Origin of the sequence: Mesorhizobium sp. M0663, assembly GCF_040320585.1 — a bacterium.
Taxonomy (GTDB): domain Bacteria; phylum Pseudomonadota; class Alphaproteobacteria; order Rhizobiales; family Rhizobiaceae; genus Mesorhizobium.
In genome coordinates this window covers 180,760-198,481 of sequence record NZ_JAMYPX010000009.1, presented here as the reverse complement: position 1 = coordinate 198,481, position 17,722 = coordinate 180,760, and the positions used below count along the sequence as shown (strand labels likewise).

Here is a 17,722-nt window from a genome sequence, read left to right as displayed (position 1 = left end):
GGGCCATTAATCGGAATCGTCGTCGTCTGATGAATTGTCATCGTCCGGTGTATCGACCTCGCAGCCGATGCCGCGGCAGCCTTGGTAGTTGCCTTGCGTATCGAAGTTCGGATTGCCTTCTTTGTCGTACTGCGGTCTGTCGTCGATGCTTTGATCCCCGTCATCAGGATCGTCGACTTTACATCCGAGCCCATGGCAGCCGATGTAACGGCCCCTGGTATCGAAGTTGGGATTGCCGTTCCTCTCGAACTGCGGCCGGTCGTCTATCTTCCGGCTCCCTTTATGGGACCGATCAACCAGGCAGCCCTTTCCGCGACAACCATCGTAGTCGTCGGTGGTACAACCGACGATCGCCATCAAAGCAGTGGCCAAGGCCGCACAGATTACGAGTTTCCATGATTCATTCCTCCGACTGGCTGGCGGCGGACATCGTCCATATCGGAAGGCCATTGCAGGCGGCGATCCTCGCTTTTGCCGCGAAGGCTGGCGCCAATCGGAGGAGGGCAAAGCTTCGCCGGCCATCAAACGAGAGCCAGGCTGTGGGCGATGCATTCGACGACTTAGCCGACGGTTGCCGTAATCTCTTACGTGGGAGGGAACGCTCCCAGCGGGGGCCGCCGCATTAGCGAGTGTCAATATTCCTCTCCATGCTTAGTGCCCCGTCCGCCCAAGCATGTTTCAACGATCCGCTGACGCGGCTGTGCTTCCAAGAAATGCATCCGAGGCAGCCTATGACAAGGACAAATCCAAATATCGCAGGATTGAATTTTGCAAATGCTTAATAATTCGGAATCAGCACGAGCTATCTTAGCAGATACTGAAATGTGATCAGTAGCAAGATTCAGGAATGCTTCCTTAGTTTTGTTCTCATTAAGCCGAGCTAGTACAAGTAATATTCTATGTTGTTGTGAATTTTGCGCCAGCTCTACAAAAAAGGCGCGACGATACCACATCTTATACAATCTCCCTAATCGCGATCTATTGTGGTATTTTTTCGAACCCAGCCAACCGTTGCGAGGGCCGAAAGAAACGCGCCCCTTTGCCCGACTTTTCAACGCTGCGGCGTGCCAAATAGGGGCACAGTGGGGCGCCGCGGCCGCGTTGTGAGCATCTTCCCAGTCGGATTGTCATCGGGTAGCGTGCAGGGGCGGCACGTGAAGGCGCTCTCTTTGGCGAACGCACTGCCGCAGCTTCAGCAGTTGCCCGTCAGAAGATGGGTCCGGTGCTTGCCGCGACAGATTGTTCCCGTCCCGGTTCATTTCAGCACCGAAGCGAGGGGGAAGAGATGCACAACCGATTTCGGCAGTGCCTGCGGAAAGTGTCGCTGGCGGCATTGACGATGCTGGCGCTAAACATCCCGGTCCACGCGGCTGATCTCGTCATTGCAATGCCGAACTGGCCGTCGGGCCAGGCGACGGCAAATATCCTCAAGGTCAGCCTGAAGGAAAATTTCGGGCTCGATGCCGACGTGCGCGAGATTGGGACGCTTATTGCCTTTGCCGGTCTCAATTCTGGTGAGGTGGATATTCATCCCGAAATCTGGCTGCCCAATCTGGACAATCTGGTGAAGAAGTATGTGGACGGGGCCGGCACGGTGGCCATCAGCCCCATTGGAGTGCCGGCCTGGCAAGGCATTTGCGCGACGCGTGAAGCAGCCGACAAATTTGGAATTCACGATGTTTCGGATCTCAGCGATACGAAGAAAACGGCCGCGTTGGATACCGATGGCGACGGACGCGGCGAACTGTGGATCGGCGCTGAGGGTTGGTCCTCGACCGCTATCGAGCGCGTCCGCGCCAACAGCTATGGCTATGCCAAGACAATGACCTTGCTGGAGACGCCGGAGGATGCCGGAATGGCGGCTGTCGATGCCGCCGTCGCCACGGATCATCCGATGGTGTTTGCCTGCTACGCGCCGCACTACGTCTTTGAGCTGCACGACATTGTCCGCCTTACCGAGCCGCCCTTCGACCCGGCAAAGTGGAAGATCGTGCTGCCGTCAGAAGATCCGCTCTGGGTCTCGAAGTCCAGCGCGCCGGTATCATGGGATACCGCACATTTCCATATCGTCTACGCCACCTCGCTGCGCAATAAATATCCGAAGGTGGTGGCGTTCCTGGAACGGGTCGACCTGAGGCCCGAGGAAATCACCAAGATGAGTTATGCGCTCCAGGTAGAGCGTCAGGATCCTTACGAATACGCCAAACAATGGGTTGCCGCACAAGGCGCACGGGTGCACGGGTGGGCAAATCCATGAGCGGAAATCCTATGTTCGCGGAACGCGGCACCGTCCGGCGGCGCTCCCTCACGGCAGTCGTCGCCGCGGCGTTCGGTCTTGTCGCGGTGGCGGCGCTGGCTGCGGGAACACAGGTTTTCGACCCGAAAAGCCACAAATGGGTGGACTACGATCGCACCAAGGCGCGCAAATACTATGCCGCGCATAATGAGGTGCCCGAGGCATTTCGTCCGCAGATGGTCAAATTCCGCACCGCGGAAGTGCCAGGCACGATCATCATCGATGGCAACCAGCACTTCCTCTATCTTGTGCAGCCGGATCAGCGGGCCATGCGCTACGGCATCGGCGTGGGCCGGGAAGGGTTTGGATGGGCCGGCATCGTGCGCGTCGGCCGCATGGCGGAGTGGCCGACCTGGACACCTCCGGCCGAAATGGTCGCTCGCGATCCGAAGGCGGTGAAATACGCCGGAGGCATGGAGGGAGGGCCCGACAACCCGCTCGGCGCAAGGGCGCTCTATCTCTATGAGCGCGACCAGGACACGATTTACCGGATACACGGCACCCCGGAGCCTTGGACTATCGGGCTCGACGTGTCATCGGGGTGCATCCGTATGAGGAACGACGACATCGTCGATCTCGCGTCCCGCGTCAAGGTTGGAGCCAAGGTTATCGTTCTCATGCAGGGGGCGGCACTTTACAAGGGTGTGTGAAGCGGCATTCGGAGAGGGACAAGCAATGTCGGCAAAAGATGCAGTGAGAACTTCGATCCTGGTGACGGCAATCGGATTCCTGGCTGGAGCCGTTAGCGCTTGCGTCAGCGCGCCGCCGCCGCCTCCTCAGGACCAGATGTCCAGGACCAAGGTCGAGACTGCCCCGGCGGACCTTCAACTGCTTTGCGCCAATGCGGTCGCCAAGGCGAGCGATGTCGACAGCACGAAGATACTTCCGGTTTCATCGAGCAAGCTCGATTCCAAGACCTATCAGGTCGAACTCGATGCCAGTGGCAAGAAGACAAGCTGCCTCGTGGATACCGACGGCAACGTCAAATCGGTTGAGCCCGTCTGATCCGCTCTGGTCGACGAATTCGCAACCAACCTGACGATGCGCCCTGGCTGCAGACATGACGATGTTTGGGGCGGCCAGCCGCGATGAGCGGTTTGGAGAGCCTGGCAAACCGCGCGCCTGCCTCACCCCAGCCCGATCCGCTTGGCGCCTTGCCGGAACAGCGCCTCGGCGTCCGGCTCGAAGCGGAACGTGCCGATGAAATCGTCGGCGCAGTAGTTCGGCAGCATCTTGCGCAGCGCAGCGGCGAAACTTCGTGCCTCGTCCAGCCGCCCCGCCAGCGCAAGGCAATGCGCGGCAATCGCGACGATGATGGCGTGGGCGTTGGGACGCGCGGCTGCTTTCAGCGCCCATTCGGCGGCTTCGTCGAACTGGCCGAGCCGGACATGCGACATCGCCCTGGCGCCCAGCATACCGAACAGCAGCGGATCGAAGGGGCTCAGATGCCTGGAATGGTCGGATGAGCCGATCGCAGCCTGCGGGTCGCCGGACTGCGAATGGACGAAAGATAGCGCATAGTGGCCGAGCGCGAAATTCGGGCTGAGGTCTACGGCGCGTTCCAGCTCGATGAGGGAGCCGTCCTGCTCGCCGCGCAGCCACAGCGCCCGCCCCATGGCCCAGTGAGCGGCCGGATTGTGATCGTCGACGAGCAGGCTCTGGCCGGCTGCCTCGAAGGCCAGGGCGCTTTCGTGGTCGCGGTCGCCCCAGCGCTGGAAGGCATTTTGCCAATGGGTGAAGGAGAGGCCGGCATAGGCGCGGGCGAACGTCGGATCGAGCTTCAAGGCTATGTCGAAGAAATGCCGGGCCTGCTCGTTTTCCGCGCGGGTGAAGCGATACATGTGCCAGAGACCGCGGTGGTAGGCTTCCCAGGCGTTGAGCGAATTGGGCGCCTTCAACATGGCGCGGTTGCGCTCGACCGTCTCGATCTCGGCCGAGATCGACGAGACGATGCTGTTGCCGATGTCGTCGAGCACGGCAAAGATGTCGTTCGGCTTGCGCTCGAACGTCTCGGCCCAGACGATCCTGGCCGTGCGCACTTCGACCAGCTCGACCGCGACGGTGACGCGGCCGGCCTGGCTGCGTACCGTGCCGGTGGCGACATAATCGACATTGAGCCGACGGCCGGCATCCTCCGGCCCAATGTTTTTTTCGGCGAGCGCAAACACCGAACCGCGCGCGATGACGAAGAAATCCCTGAGCTTGGCCAGGCGGGTGATGATATCGTGGGTCAGGCCATCGGCGATGCCTCCGCGTGGGCCGCCGTCAGCCGTCTCTTCGGCAAACGGCATCACCGCAAGCGAAGCCTTCTGCGATGCAGCAGTGTCGGAATTGGGAAGCACAATTGACGCGTGAGGGGCCGCGGGTACGAGTGACGGTCGCGCCCAGAGCGTAGCGGCAGGTCGTTCGTTGCGGATCGTGCGCCATGCCTCACGAACGGGTCCGAAATCCAGATCCTCCGAAGCAAACAGCTGCGCTGCGGAAGCGAGATGTTCCTCGCAGGCGTCAAACTGGCCGCGCTGCGCCAGCCCTTTCAGAAGAGCCACATGCGCGCGCCCGTCGAACGGAGCGAGTTCCAGCCATTTGTCCAGATGCGAAGACAATCTGTCGGCATCCACCGGAAGCTTGTTGACGAGATGTTCCAGGATTGCGGCGTGCCAAGAGCCGAAGCGGCGGCGCTGGGCGATCAGCCAGCTGTTGAAATGCGGGCTGCGGTCGATCTCCAGCCCATCGAGAAAGTCGCCGGCGAACATTCCGGAAAGAGCCTGCAGCCGCTCTAGACCGAGCGTCTCAACGCCCTTGGCGGCGGCCGAGGCTATGTCGACAGCGTCGACGGAAGCACCTCTCAGATCAAGCGCGATCGTGTCGCCTGGTGTCTCGACCCTGCGATGATGCGGTTCATCGAGGATGCCTCTAAGCTTGCTCAGGCACCAGCGAAGCTCGCCGCGCGGGTCGTTCGGCACATCCCACAAAAGCTCGCAGAGGCGGCTGCGGCCGACCGGATGCGGCGCCAGCGCCAGATAGGCGAGCAGCGCACACAGCTTGCGCGATTTTGGGAGCTGGATGATGATGCCGTTGCGTGCGATCGTCAGCGGTCCGAGCAGACGCACGGAAAAGCCGGCCACCTCGCCGTGGAGGCTCGATCGGGCGGATTCCACGAGCGTTTCCACGCCTGCTCCCACGCTGGCCAGTCGGCCTTTGTTTTATCACCAAACGCGACACGGTGCATCCGGCAACGAATTCCCGCTCCGGATGCTGGCATTGCCGGAGGCAAATGTAGCGCGGCAAGGTCTCGAAACCTCGCCGCCCAAGCCACCGGTCTGTAACCGGCCCGTGACGACAAGAGACAACGACAAGGCGAGGAGATCGACATGTTGCATCAACAGAAAATCAGAACCACCGCCGGGCGCGGCCGTCTGTTCGACAGCATTCTCGACACGGTCGGCGATACGCCGGTGATCCGCATCAATAATCTCGGACCGGACCATGCCACGATCTATGTGAAGGCCGAGTTCTTCAATCCCGCCGCCTCGGTGAAGGACCGGCTGGCGCTCAACATCATCGAGGAAGGCGAGCTCAGCGGCGCTCTAAAGCCTGGCCAGACCGTGGTCGAGGCGACCAGCGGCAACACCGGCATCGGCCTTGCCATGGTCTGCGCCCAGAAGGGCTATCCGCTGGTGGTGACGATGGCCGACAGTTTTTCCATCGAACGCCGCAAGCTGATGCGCATGCTGGGCGCCAAGGTGGTGCTGACGCCGCGCGCCCAGAAGGGTTTCGGCATGTACAAGAAGGCGGTGGAGCTCGCCGAAGCCAATGGCTGGTTCCTGGCCCGCCAGTTCGAAACCAAGGCCAACGCCGCCATTCACGAAGCGACGACGGCGCGCGAGATCATCAACGATTTCGCCGGCTCGCGGCTCGACTGCTTCGTCACCGGCTACGGCACGGGCGGCACCGTCGCCGGCGTCGGACGCGTGCTGCGCCGCGAGCGGCCGGAGACCCGGATCGTGCTCGCCGAACCGGCCAATGCGCAGCTTATCGGCAGCGGCAAGCCGCAGCAGCGCGGCACCGGCGGCGCGCCTGCCGCCAGCCATCCGGCGTTCGAGCCGCATCCGATCCAGGGCTGGACGCCCGACTTCATTCCGGACGTGCTGCAGGAGGCGATAGACGCAAGCCTCTATGACGAGGTGGTGCCGATTGCCGGGCCCGAGGGCATGAAATGGGCCAAGGCGCTGGCGCAGAAGGAAGGGATTTTCACCGGCATCTCCGGCGGAGCGACCTTCGCGGTGGCGCGGCAGATCGCGGAAAAGGCGGCGCCCGGCTCGGTGATCCTGTGCATGCTGCCCGATACTGGCGAACGCTACATGACGACACCGCTGTTCGACGGCATCGAGGCGGAGATGGACGCCGAGGAGACTGCGCTTTCGCAGTCGACGCCCGGCTGCCAGTTTCCGGCGTGACGGCGGCATATCGGGAGCGACCTGCATGGACACGCCGTCTGGATTGCCCGCCACGACCGCCGAGGAAACGCTTGACCCCTCGGACTGGGGAGATGTGCAGGTCCTGTCGCATCGGGTCGTCGACGATGCCGTCGCCTACCTGCGCGATGTCAGAGAGCGGCCGGTGTGGCAGGAGATGCCTGGAGATGTGAGGGAGTTCTTCACCGCGTCCCTGCCGCAATCGCCAACGCCGCTGGCCGATGTCTATGGCGACGTTGTCAAGAAGCTGATGGCCTATCCAATGGGCAATATCCATCCGCGCTTCTGGGCCTGGTACATGGGGTCGAGCAATTTCACCGGGGCGCTCGGTGATTTCCTGGCGGCGATCCAGGGCTCCAACCTCGGCGGCGGCAACCACGCCGCCGCCTTGATGGACGGCCAGGTCGTCGATTGGCTGAAGCAGATGCTGGGCTTTCCGCAATCGGCCAGCGGCACGCTGGTCAGCGGCGGCTCGATGGCCAACATCATCGGGCTGACCGTGGCGCGCAACGCCAAGGCCGGCATCGACATACGCGAGCACGGCGTTGCCGGCATCGACAAGCCGCTGCGTTTCTACGGCTCCGACCAGCTTCACTCCTGTCACCGCAAGGCAATGGAAGTGCTCGGCCTCGGCAACCGGGCGCTGCGTCGCATCCCGAGCGATGCCGGGATGCGGATCGACATCGCTGCGTTGCGGGCGGCGATCGCCGAGGACCGCGACGCCGGCTTCAAGCCGGCCTGCGTAATCGGTACGGCCGGCACGGTGAACACCGGCGCAATCGACGATCTGCAAGCGCTGGCTGACCTGGCGGCAAAAGAGAATCTGTGGTTTCACGTCGATGGCTGCATCGGCGCCTTGCTTGCGATTGCGCCGGACAATTCGCATCGCGTTGCCGGCATCGAGCACGCCCACTCGATCGCGCTCGATCCGCATAAATGGCTGCACGCGCCATTCGAGGTCGGCTGCGCGCTGATCCAGGATGCCTCCGTGCATCGCGGCACGTTCGCGGTGACGCCGGAATATCTGGAATCGACGCCGCGCGGCCTGGCCTCCGGCCAATGGCTGCACGATTACGGCCTGCAGACGACGCGCGGCTTTCGCGCTCTGAAGGTGTGGATGGCGTTGCGAGAGCACGGCATCGAAAAGTTCGGCCGGCTGATCGACCAGAACATCGCGCAAGGGCATTATCTCGGCGCGCTGATCGCGGCCGAACCGGCACTCGAACTGGTAGCGCCGGTGAGCATCAACATCGTCTGCTTTCGCTACCGCGCGGACGGACTGGGCGGGGAGCGCCTGAAAGCGCTCAATACCGAGATCATGCTGAGGCTGCAGGAAGAAGGCATCGCCGCCATTTCCGACACGACGGTGCATGGCCAGCATAGCCTCAGGGTGGCGATCAACAACCACCGCACCCGGCGCGACGATCTGGACCTGCTGGTGCGGGAGACCGTGCGGCTTGGACTGGAGATTTCAAGGCCTGGCGTGGCTCTTCCTTCTCCCCTTGTGGGAGAAGGTGGACGCGAAGCGGCCGGATGAGGGGTGTTCCAGCTTGATACCGACGGCACTCCGTCCGCACCCCTCAACCGTCTTGGCGCTGCGCGCCAATCCACCTTCTCCCACAACAAGGGGAGAAGGAAGAAGGAGCGGCGCTGGCCCCGACAATTGGTCGTCTGCAAGGCTACGCCTCGAGCCAAACCTTCTCGAAATGCTGCTCGAGCGACTGGTGCTGCTCGCAGCCATGCACGCCCTTGCGGTAGGTGCGGTAGACCGAGCGCCAGTAGGGCTGGATGATGATGCCGGAATCGCGGAGATTCTGTTCGATCTTGGCCATGAGCTCCTTGCGGGCGCCGGGATCGGGCATCGCCAGCGCCTTGTCGAGCAGACTGTCGAATTCCGGATCGGCGTAGGCGCTCTCGTTCCATGCGGCGCCAGACTTATAAGCGAGTGCCAGCACCTGGACGCCGAGCGGCCGGCCGAGCCACTCCGTGCAGGAGAAAGGATATTTGCTCCAGTCGTTCCAGAAGGTCGCGGCCGGCAGCACGGTGCGCTTGATTTTCAGCCCGGCCTCGCGCATCTGCGCGGCGATGGCGTCGCCGGTGCTCTTCTGCCAGTCGACGTCGACCGAGATGAGTTCGTATTCGTGGTCGGCCTTGCCGGCCTCGGCGAGCAGGGCCTTGGCTTGATCAATGTTGCGGACGGCTGGGCCGATATCGGCATATTCGGGATGCATCGGCCCGACATGATGGTTCTCGGCAGGCTTGCCGCGGTTGTCCATGCCGATCTTCAGCACGGCGGCGTTGTCGACGGCGAGCTGGGCGGCGCGGCGCACCTTGATGTCGTCATAGGGCGGATTGCCGATATTGAACCGCGCGACGATGGTCGAGCCGGTGGCGATTTCCGAATTGCTCAGGCCCATGGAGTCGGTCTGCGCAACCGTGTCGGAGGCGGTTTCGTGGTCGGTGTCGATCTCGCCCGATTCGAAGGCCGACAGCATCGCATTGGGGTCGGAGCCGTAGTCCACCCATTTGATGCCGTCGAGGTAGAACTCGCCCTTCCACCATGGCTTGTCTTTGCGGCGGACTTCGGCGCCGACCTCGGCGTCCCATGCCACGAGTTCGCAAGGCCCGGTGGTGATCGCCAATGCCTTCAGCGGATCGCCGTCGCCTTCATAGCTGCGGTGCATGATCAGCGCCGGGTAGTCGGCCATGCCGGCGATCAGCGAAATGTCGGGCTTTGGCAAATTGAGCCGCACGGTGACGTCGTCGACGCGCTCGATGCCGCCGTCGACGGGCTTCTTGGTATCGGCGTTGACCAGTGCGCCCATGCGCGCGGCGACCGAATTGCCGGCGACGGACGCATCGCACCAGCGCGTCAGATTGTGGATCACGTCGTCGGCGTTGAAGGTGTCGCCGTTCGACCAGGTGATGCCCTTGCGGACATGCAGCGTCAGCACGCGGGCGTCGTCGCTGGTTTCCCAGCTCTCGAGCAGCCATGGCTCGAAGGTGAAGTCGCGCTTCCAGCGCACCAAATATTCGTTGCACTGGCGGGCGACGTTGGACATCTCGACGCCGTCGAAGGTGCGCGGATCCTTCCAGCCCTTGACGTTCATGGCAACGCGCAAGACGCCGCCGCGCTTCGCCTCCTCGGCCCTGGCCGGTGACGGCGCAAGCCCGCCAAGCGCCAGCGCGCCGGCAGCGCTGACACCGAGCGCAGCCATGGTAGCGAGATATTCGCGCCGGTTCATCTGGCCTTTCTTGAAGCCATCGGCGACGGGCCCGGCCTGCGGATGCAGTTTTCGATCGGTCAGCATGAACTTCATTGTCGTCATTCCCCTGTTGTTGGGCACCTCTGCCGATCGCCAAACGCGGGGGACGGATGCGATCGCCGGAGCGCCATTGCCTCGGGGATGATAGGGCGAGCTCCCGTGGGGGAGTGTTCGGACTTCCGCAGTTCTTGTGCGCTGTTCCGCAAGCGGAAGGTCCCCTCACCCGGATTGCCAACCGAATTGCGAAGGGCAATTCGGGCAATCCGACCTCTCCCCCGGGGGAGAGGAGGTCGCCTGCGTTGATGCCAGGCTCTTCTCCCCAGCGGGGAGAAGGTGGACGCGAAGCGGCCGGATGAGGGGGCCTTCGCAACCTCAGTAAGGCCAGTCGCCTTTGCCGAGCGCGGCGATGGCCGCAATGATGCGCCCGAAGGCTTCGCCGGCTCGCGGCACGGTCTTGCGGGCGCGTAGAAAGCTATGCACGAGGCGCGGCTCCTCATGCCACCAGGCGCGACCGCCGGCGGCCAGGATGCGGTCGCGATAGGCCTCGCCTTCCGAGGACAGCGGGTCGCATTGCGCGGTGACGATGACCGTCGGCGGCAGCCCGGAGAAGTCGGTGTCGCTGAGCGGCGAAAAGGTCGGGTCGTCCTGCGACTGTCCCTTCGCCGACCGGATCTCGCGATAGAACTCGATGTCGCCCAGCGTCAGCAGTGGCGCTTCGGCGTGCTTGACATAGGAGCCGGCGCTCTCTTTGCCAACTGGTTCCGGGCCGCCGAGCTCGGGATAGATCAGCACCTGGCCGATCGCATGGCGAGGATGGCGGTGTGTCGCCTGTGCCACCGCAGCGGCCAGATTGCCGCCGGCGCTTTCGCCGCAGAGCACTATCGGCAGGCCGGCCGTCGCCGCCGCCCATTCGAATACGGCCAGCGCATCGTCGAAGGCGGCCGGATGCAGATGCTCGGGCGCCAGCCGGTAATCGGCGGACAGCACGGCAAAGCCGGTGCCGGCGCATATCTCGGCGCAGATGTCGTCATGGCTGTCGAGCCCGCCAAGGACGAAGCCGCCGCCGTGGTAATAGACAACCATCGCTTTCGGCGCCGTGCCCGCCATCTGGTAACGCCGGACCGGGATCGCACGGTCGCCGGCAGGAACCGCGCTGTCGCTGGCCTTGACGCCGGGTGGATAGGGCTCGCGAAACGCCCGGCACATGGCATCATAGACCGCCCGCTGCCTGTCGATCGGCATGTAGACGATTTCGGGCGGATACCACTCGTTGACCCGATCGATATAGGCCCACAGCTCCGGATCGAGCAGCGTTTGGTATTTTCCGCGCCCTCTCGTTCCGGGTCGCTCGGCCTCGGTGATCATCGCTGCGCGATCCCGCTCAGAGCTCGGCGTAGAGCCGGGCAGCATTTTCATAGCTGAAGCGCAGCGGCACCGAGCCCTCGACCTGCCAGGCTTCGACCGTCTCGCCTGCCAGCAGCCGGCAGGCGCCGTCGGTGGTGGTGACGGCACCGCCATAGAGCCGGTTGGCAAGGTTGAGGATGGCCGTCTGGTGCATCGCCGTGCTGCCGCTGCCGCAGGCATCCTTGACCAGCAGCACTCGAAACCCAAGCGCCACCGCATCCTTGACGGTGGCATCGATGCAGGCCTCGGTCCAGACGCCGGCAACGACCAGCCACTCGATGCCGTCGGCCTTCAGCCGCTCGGCGGCAGGCCCCGCGCGGAAGGCGCTGGCATCGGTCTTGACCAGCATCATCTCGCCTGTCGCCGGGCCCACTTCCGCGCAGATCGCAGTCAGCGGATCGTCCTTGTCGGAAAACGCCGACTTGCCGCTGGCCTCGACCGGGTGGAACGGCCGCGCCGTGGCGAGATCGACGATATAGGCCCAGTGGTAAAGGGGCACATTGTTGGCCCGCGCCGCCTCCTGCAGCCGCTGGACGTTGGCGAGGATGTCGCCATAGCCTTCGACCAGATAGCGCTTGTCCCGCCGATGCTCCTCCTGGAGATCGATGAACACCGCCGCCACCTTGCCGCGCTTGATCGAGATCGGGCTTTTCATGCAAAACTGCCTGTCAACACTCAAACATGCCTGTCAAGGAAAACATCCTCATAGGGGAAGCGCGACAGGAGCTCGGTGCCGGTCTCGGTGATCAGGATCTCGTCTTCCAGCTTGACGCCCTCGCGGCCGCCCTTCTCGCCGATATAGCTTTCGACGCTGACCACCATGCCGGGCACGATGACCCCGTCGCGGCCATAGGTCTCGTAGTCCATGGCGTGCGCTATGAACGGCGTTTCGCCATGCATGCCGACGCCGTGCATGACCGAGGTATAACGCTGGTCGACGAAGCGGTCCGGTATCTTCCAGGCCCTTTCGGCAATCTCGCGAAACGCCATGCCCGGCTTGACGACCCCGATATTGTGCTGAACCTGGTCGTGCGCCATGCGGTAGAGCGACTTCTGATAATCCGTCGGCTTGCCCGGTCCGCAACGGAAGGTGCGCGAAAAGTCCGAATAATAGCCGTAGCAGCCGATCGTATCGGTATCGAGCGCCAAGAGTTCGCCCGGCCTGATCTTGCGGCCGCTCGCCTCGTTGAACCAAGGATTGGTGCGCTGGCCCGAGGTCAGCAAACGGGTTTCGATGAACTCGCCGCCTTGGCGGATCACCTCGCCATACATGATGGCGAACAGGTCGTTTTCGGAAACGCCGGGCTTGATCGTCTCGCGCACGGCATAGACGGCGGCCTCGGCGCCGGCCATCGACACCTGCAGGCATTTTACTTCCTCGGGCGTCTTGACCGCGCGCACCGCCAAAATCTCGCCCTGGCAATCCCGCACCTCGCAGCCGCGCTTTTCCAGCGCCAGTGCCTGCAGATGGCTGCAGCGGTCAAGGCCGAGCTTCATCGAGCCGCCGCCATGCGCCTTGAGCAATTCGGCGACCTCATCGGCGAACGGGCCGGCGGTCTCGTCGTCGCGGCCTGACACCGATGACCAGACCAGCTTGGACGGACGCGCCTCGTCGATCGTGTCGAGCACCATCGAGACATGGTAGCTCTGCGGATATTCGAACAACACGATCGGCCCTTCGGTGGGGATGAAGAAGTAGCGCGTCGAGTTGCGCAGGAAATAGCCGAACATGTTGCGCGAACCGGTGGCGTAACGCTGGTTGTAGGGGTCGAACAGCACGACGCCGCCATAGCCGGCCTGGCGCATCCAGGCACGCAGCCTGGCGAGCCGGCCCTTACGCAGCGCGTCGGCGTCGATGAAGGACGGCTCGGTGTCCGACAGCCACATGCCGCCGGCCGGATCCGCCGCCGCCGGGTGGCGCATGCGGTCTTTGAAGTCGACGTCCTCGGTGCTGTCGGGGTCGAACACGACAATGCTCATGGGGTGCCTCCTGAAGCGGCGAGGATGGGCTATGCGCCGCGTAGAGGCTGTGCAAGATGCCGCATATGTTGTGCGAAATACCGCTTGAAGTCGTTCCGTAGCGTTCTACGGCGCCCCCTCTGTCCTGCCGGACATCTCCCCCTCAAGGGGGGAGATCGGCTCGTCATCGCCGCTTTCGTGAATTTCCACCGTCGCAGGAGGAGCGGAGCATCGAAGCTGCAATCTCCCCCCTTGAGGGGGAGATGCCCGGTAGGGCAGAGGGGGGCGCTGTCCCGCCAACATCCGAAATACCTAATGCCTGCGCGCCACCTTCGGTGCATGGCCATGCTCCTCCCGAAACGCCCGCGCAAAGCTCGACATCGAGGCGAAACCGCAGGCCAGCGCGACGTCGCGCACCATCAGCGTCGAATGCGCCAGCAGGTCGGCGGCGCGCTTCAGTCTGAGGCGGCGGTAGTAGCCGTTGGGCGAAATGCTGAGCTCGGAGCGAAAATTGCGTTCGAGCTTGTCGGAGGAGACGCCAAGCCTATTCGCCAGTTCCGCCATGCCGAGCCGCTCCTCCACCGCATCCTCCATGATGGCGATGGCCGACAGCACCAGTTCGTTCTGCACGCCGGTCCGCAGCCTGAGCGGCATCAGCTTGCGGTCGACGCTGGAGCGTAGCGGGCTGTGCACAAACCATTCGGCGACGCCGGCGGCCAGTTCGGCGCCATAATCGCTGGTGATGATCTCCAGCATCATGTCGAGGCTGCCGACGCCACCGGCCGAAGTGAAGCGCTTGCGGTCGATGACATAGAGATCGCGCCTCAGCTCGATGTCCGGAAACGCCTCGGTGAAGGCGGCTTGGCTGGTCCAGTGCAAGGTGCAGGCATGACCGTCGAGCAGGCCGGCCCGAGCCAGGAAGAAGGCGGCATCCGCCACCGCACCGATATGGGCGCCGTCGCGCAGGCTCCTGCGGATCCAGCTCACGGCATCGTACGCGACGAGATGATCGGCATCGCCGCCTGAGCAGACGACGATGCGATCGACCTTCGGCGCGTCATGGGCGGAAAAGCCGGGCTGGATGACGACGCCGTTCGAGGCCCCCACCGGGCCTTCGGCGGCGCCGACGATGATCCAGCGATAGCAGTCCCGCTTCGCCAGCACGTTGGCGGCGCGGAGCGGCTCGATCACTGAACTGAACGCCATCATCGGAAAGCCGGGGAAGACGAGGATGGCAAAGGTTAGGGGGGTGTCGCTTGCCGTCGGTTGGTTGCGTTGTCGGTTGTTCATAGCTTATGGAGCCAAAAGGATCGGGACGCTACAATTCAGGCAGATGCGCCCTGGGTCAACGGAATAGCGTGCAAGCTTGGGGGTGCGACGCAGAACAATTGCCGCTTGTCGGCGATCCCTCACGCCCCCCTCTGTCCTGCCGGACGTCTCCCCTTCGCCGTCCCGTCCGTTTCAGCGTTGGAGATTGGCGAAAGCGCAAGATAATGGCCAATCTCCCCCCTCGTGGGGAGATTCCCGGTAGGGGCAGAGGGGGCGCCGTCCCGCCGACGTCTCGCTATCCGGCTCAACTGGCCAGCGCCTGATCCAGATCCGCGATCAGATCGTCGCCGTCCTCGATCCCGGCCGACAACCGCACCAGCGAATCCGAAATCCCGATCTCGGCGCGTTTTTTCGCCGGGATCGAGCCGTGCGTCATCAGCGCCGGGTGCTCGATCAGGCTTTCGACGCCGCCGAGGCTTTCGGCCAGCGTGAACAGTTGCGTATGTTCGAGGAAGCGTTTGGTGCCGGCGAGGTCGCGGTCGAGCTCGACCGTGATCATGCCGCCGAAGGCGTGCATCTGCCGCCTGGCGATGGCGTGCTGCGGGTGGCTGGGCAGGCCGGGATAGATGACACGGCGGATGTCGGGACGGCTTTCCAGCCAGTGCGCGATCTTCTGCCCGTTCGACGAATGACGCTCCATCCTCAGCGCCAGCGTCTTCAGTCCGCGCAGCGCCAGGAAACTGTCGAACGGCCCTGAAATGGCGCCGATGGCGTTCTGCAGGAATTTCAGCCGGTCGGCGAGATCCTTGTTGTCGCCGACCACGGCGACGCCGCCGACCATGTCGGAATGGCCGTTGAGGTATTTCGTCGTCGAATGGACCACGATGTCGATGCCGAGCTCCAGCGGCCGCTGCAGATAGGGGCTGCAGAAAGTGTTGTCGGCGACTGAGAGCACGCCTTTGCGCCTGGCAAGTGCCGCGACGCCTTCGAGGTCGACGACACGCAGCAGCGGGTTGGTCGGCGTCTCGACCCAGAGCAGTTTGGTTTCCGGGCGGATCGCCGCCTCGACCGCGGCAAGGTCGGTGAAGTCGACGAAGTCGACCTGCAAATTGGCCGAGCGCTTGCGCACCCGTTCCAGCAGCCGGAACGTGCCGCCATAGATGTCGTCGGTCGCGACGATATGCGCGCCTGAATCGAGCAATTCGAAAATGGTTGCGATCGCCGCCAGCCCCGAAGCGAAGGCGAAGGCGGCTGTGCCGCTTTCGAGGTCGGCCACCGCGCGCTCGAAGGCGAAGCGGGTCGGGTTCTGGCTGCGGGCATATTCAAAGCCCTTGTGCACGCCCGGGCTCTGCTGACCGTAGGTCGAAGTGGCATAGATCGGTACCATCACCGCGCCCGTCGTCGGGTCGTGGCTCTGGCCGCCATGGATGGTGCGCGTCGAAAAGGCGAGGCGGTTTTTGCCCGATACGGTGGCTTTGACGGTCATCGGGCGCGCCTCAGATGGTTGATCAGGTCGATGCGTGTTATCAGGCCGATGAATTCGTCGCCATCGAAGACGATGGCGACCTCGTTGCGATCGAAGACCGGCAGCAACGCGTCCAGCGTCTGGCTGGCTTCCAGCGTGTGCAGGGTAGAGGTCATAGCCGTACTGACCGGGGCCTTGAAGCGGTCCCAGCGGCTGTCATAGGGGCCTTCGACCTTGGCGAGGATATCGCTTTCGTCGATGATGCCGACGAGCTTGCCCTCGTCCAGCACCGGCAGCTGCGAGACATCCGATCGGCGCATGCGGCCATAGGCGTTGAGCAGGCTTTCGTCCGGGCCGACGGACACGACATCGCCGGTGCGGAGCGTGCGCATGACCAGGTCCCGCAGATCGCCATGCTGCTCCTGCTCGGCCAGGCCCTGCTCGACCAGCCAGAAATCGTCGAAGACTTTCGACAGGTACTTGTTGCCGCTGTCGCAGACGAAGGTAACGACGCGCTTCGGCACGGTCTGCTCGCGGCAATAGCGAAGCGCTGCCGAAAGCAGCGTACCGGACGACGAGCCGGCGAGAATGCCTTCCTTCGAAAGCAGGTCGCGCACCGCAAGCATGCTCTGCTTGTCGGGGATGGAATAGGCTTTCCTGACCAGCGACAGATCGGCATTGGGCGGCACGAAATCCTCGCCGATGCCTTCGACGGTCCAGCTTCCGGCCTCTACCATCTTGCCGGTCTTGATCAACGGTGCCAGCACCGAGCCGACCGGATCGGCCAAAATCATCTCGGTCTTCGGCGAGACTTTCGCAAAATAGCGGCCAAGCCCGGTCAGCGTGCCGCCGGAGCCGACGCCGACGACCACCGCATCGACATCGCCTCCGAGCTGTTGAAAGATTTCCGGCCCGGTCGTGGTTTCGTGGGCCAGCGGATTGGCCGGGTTGGCAAACTGGTTGGCGTAGAAGGCGCCGGGCAACTCGGCGGCGATCTTTTCGGCCATGTCCTGATAATATTCGGCATGGCCCTTGCCGACATCGGAACGCGTCATGCGCACTTCCGCGCCGAGCGCCCTCAGATGCTGGATTTTTTCGCGCGACATCTTGTCGGGCACGACGAGGATGATGCGGTAGCCCTTGGGGATGCCTACCTGGGCGAGGCCAAGACCGGTATTGCCGGCAGTCGCCTCCACGATGGTGCCGCCGCGCTTCAGTCTGCCCTGTTTTTCGGCGGCGGCAATCATCGACAGCGCTATGCGGTCCTTGATCGAGCCGCCGGGATTCTGGCTTTCGAGCTTGATGAACAGCCGGCACTTGCCGATGTCGAATTTGGTCAGCTCGACGACCGGTGTCTGCCCGATCAGGTCGAGAACCGAGGCATAGGGCGGGCGCAGGCGGGACGATGCATCGTCCGGTGCCACGATCTTGTGCTTGCTCATGTCAGATGCTCCGTTGCCAGAACGAGCAACCGCCCTGGAAGACGGCAACCTACCGTCTTTTCCAGCCGTTTGCAGTTGGAAAGAAGATAGATCGTGCCAATCCGGCCGCCAGCAGGGGAATGGAATTTCGAGAAAGCTTCGCCGGC

The 17,722-nt window shown here is 63.4% G+C and carries 14 protein-coding genes; 5 read left to right on the top strand and 9 right to left on the bottom strand.

All coding sequences use genetic code 11. From position 1 onward, the window contains the following. Positions 1 to 6: 6 nt before the first annotated feature. Entirely contained in the window at positions 7 to 357 is a 351-nt protein-coding gene (locus NKI54_RS18500) for a hypothetical protein (protein WP_023678953.1), read from the bottom strand. 928 nt (positions 358 to 1,285) lie between these two features. On the opposite strand from NKI54_RS18500, the gene NKI54_RS18495 reads away from it, so the two are divergent. The 3 genes from NKI54_RS18495 to NKI54_RS18485 are packed head-to-tail and all read left to right on the top strand — an operon-like array spanning position 1,286 to position 3,301. Then, a complete protein-coding gene (locus NKI54_RS18495; protein ID WP_352692115.1) occupies positions 1,286 to 2,257 on the top strand; it encodes an ABC transporter substrate-binding protein in 972 nt (323 codons plus the stop codon). Next, the gene (locus tag NKI54_RS18490) at positions 2,254 to 2,946 is read left to right on the top strand and encodes a L,D-transpeptidase (protein WP_352636099.1); all 693 of its coding nucleotides are present in this window, start codon (positions 2,254 to 2,256) and stop codon (positions 2,944 to 2,946) included. Before NKI54_RS18495 ends, NKI54_RS18490 begins: the two co-directional genes overlap by 4 nt. Before the next feature lie 25 nt (positions 2,947 to 2,971). Next, complete coding sequence (locus NKI54_RS18485) at positions 2,972 to 3,301, top strand: hypothetical protein (RefSeq protein ID WP_352636097.1); 330 nt, start codon at positions 2,972 to 2,974, stop codon at positions 3,299 to 3,301. 122 nt (positions 3,302 to 3,423) lie between these two features. On the opposite strand, the gene NKI54_RS18480 is transcribed toward NKI54_RS18485, so the two are convergent. Then, a complete protein-coding gene (locus tag NKI54_RS18480) occupies positions 3,424 to 5,466 on the bottom strand; it encodes a transcriptional regulator (protein WP_352692114.1) in 2,043 nt (680 codons plus the stop codon). A 201-nt stretch (positions 5,467 to 5,667) separates the two neighbouring features. Here NKI54_RS18480 and NKI54_RS18475 point away from each other — a divergent pair, with 201 nt between their 5' ends. Both NKI54_RS18475 and NKI54_RS18470 read left to right on the top strand, forming a co-directional pair. Further along, entirely contained in the window at positions 5,668 to 6,753 is a 1,086-nt protein-coding gene (locus NKI54_RS18475) for a PLP-dependent cysteine synthase family protein (RefSeq protein ID WP_023678947.1), read from the top strand. Positions 6,754 to 6,778: 25 nt separating this feature from the next. Beyond that, positions 6,779 to 8,308, top strand: coding sequence for a pyridoxal phosphate-dependent decarboxylase family protein (locus tag NKI54_RS18470; protein WP_352636093.1), 1,530 nt, complete (start codon positions 6,779 to 6,781; stop codon positions 8,306 to 8,308). A gap of 142 nt (positions 8,309 to 8,450) precedes the next feature. On the opposite strand, the gene NKI54_RS18465 is transcribed toward NKI54_RS18470, so the two are convergent. The 7 genes from NKI54_RS18465 to NKI54_RS18435 form a co-directional block, all read right to left on the bottom strand. Beyond that, entirely contained in the window at positions 8,451 to 10,091 is a 1,641-nt protein-coding gene (locus NKI54_RS18465) for an ABC transporter substrate-binding protein (RefSeq protein WP_352692113.1), read from the bottom strand. A gap of 318 nt (positions 10,092 to 10,409) precedes the next feature. After that, positions 10,410 to 11,402, bottom strand: coding sequence for an alpha/beta hydrolase (locus tag NKI54_RS18460; RefSeq protein ID WP_352692112.1), 993 nt, complete (start codon positions 11,400 to 11,402; stop codon positions 10,410 to 10,412). A gap of 16 nt (positions 11,403 to 11,418) precedes the next feature. Continuing rightward, a complete protein-coding gene (locus tag NKI54_RS18455; protein WP_023678943.1) occupies positions 11,419 to 12,096 on the bottom strand; it encodes an isochorismatase family protein in 678 nt (225 codons plus the stop codon). Between the two features lie 20 nt (positions 12,097 to 12,116). Then, positions 12,117 to 13,421 carry a M24 family metallopeptidase gene (locus tag NKI54_RS18450; protein ID WP_352692111.1) on the bottom strand — a complete coding sequence of 435 codons (1,305 nt, stop codon included), beginning with the start codon at positions 13,419 to 13,421 and terminating at the stop codon, positions 12,117 to 12,119. A 291-nt stretch (positions 13,422 to 13,712) separates the two neighbouring features. Beyond that, positions 13,713 to 14,690, bottom strand: a complete 978-nt coding sequence (locus NKI54_RS18445) for a GlxA family transcriptional regulator (RefSeq protein WP_352692110.1) — start codon at positions 14,688 to 14,690, stop codon at positions 13,713 to 13,715. Positions 14,691 to 14,973: 283 nt separating this feature from the next. Continuing rightward, the gene (locus tag NKI54_RS18440; protein ID WP_023675892.1) at positions 14,974 to 16,155 is read right to left on the bottom strand and encodes a cystathionine gamma-synthase; all 1,182 of its coding nucleotides are present in this window, start codon (positions 16,153 to 16,155) and stop codon (positions 14,974 to 14,976) included. Next, complete coding sequence (locus NKI54_RS18435; protein ID WP_352692109.1) at positions 16,152 to 17,576, bottom strand: pyridoxal-phosphate dependent enzyme; 1,425 nt, start codon at positions 17,574 to 17,576, stop codon at positions 16,152 to 16,154. The genes NKI54_RS18440 and NKI54_RS18435 overlap by 4 nt, the downstream gene beginning before the upstream one ends. Between the last annotated feature and the right edge of the window lie 146 nt (positions 17,577 to 17,722).

Bases quoted from the DNA above. Each gene is read 5' to 3' on its own strand.
- NKI54_RS18440 (WP_023675892.1), bottom strand. From the start codon at position 16,155: ATGACCGTCAAAGCCACCGTATCGGGCAAAAACCGCCTCGCCTTTTCG.
- NKI54_RS18450 (WP_352692111.1), bottom strand. From the start codon at position 13,421: ATGAGCATTGTCGTGTTCGACCCCGACAGCACCGAGGACGTCGACTTC.
- NKI54_RS18445 (WP_352692110.1), bottom strand. From the start codon at position 14,690: ATGAACAACCGACAACGCAACCAACCGACGGCAAGCGACACCCCCCTA.
- NKI54_RS18455 (WP_023678943.1), bottom strand. From the start codon at position 12,096: ATGAAAAGCCCGATCTCGATCAAGCGCGGCAAGGTGGCGGCGGTGTTC.
- NKI54_RS18475 (WP_023678947.1), top strand. From the start codon at position 5,668: ATGTTGCATCAACAGAAAATCAGAACCACCGCCGGGCGCGGCCGTCTG.
- NKI54_RS18495 (WP_352692115.1), top strand. From the start codon at position 1,286: ATGCACAACCGATTTCGGCAGTGCCTGCGGAAAGTGTCGCTGGCGGCA.
- NKI54_RS18465 (WP_352692113.1), bottom strand. From the start codon at position 10,091: ATGAAGTTCATGCTGACCGATCGAAAACTGCATCCGCAGGCCGGGCCC.
- NKI54_RS18460 (WP_352692112.1), bottom strand. From the start codon at position 11,402: ATGATCACCGAGGCCGAGCGACCCGGAACGAGAGGGCGCGGAAAATAC.
- NKI54_RS18500 (WP_023678953.1), bottom strand. From the start codon at position 357: ATGGCGATCGTCGGTTGTACCACCGACGACTACGATGGTTGTCGCGGA.
- NKI54_RS18435 (WP_352692109.1), bottom strand. From the start codon at position 17,576: ATGAGCAAGCACAAGATCGTGGCACCGGACGATGCATCGTCCCGCCTG.
- NKI54_RS18490 (WP_352636099.1), top strand. From the start codon at position 2,254: ATGAGCGGAAATCCTATGTTCGCGGAACGCGGCACCGTCCGGCGGCGC.
- NKI54_RS18470 (WP_352636093.1), top strand. From the start codon at position 6,779: ATGGACACGCCGTCTGGATTGCCCGCCACGACCGCCGAGGAAACGCTT.
- NKI54_RS18485 (WP_352636097.1), top strand. From the start codon at position 2,972: ATGTCGGCAAAAGATGCAGTGAGAACTTCGATCCTGGTGACGGCAATC.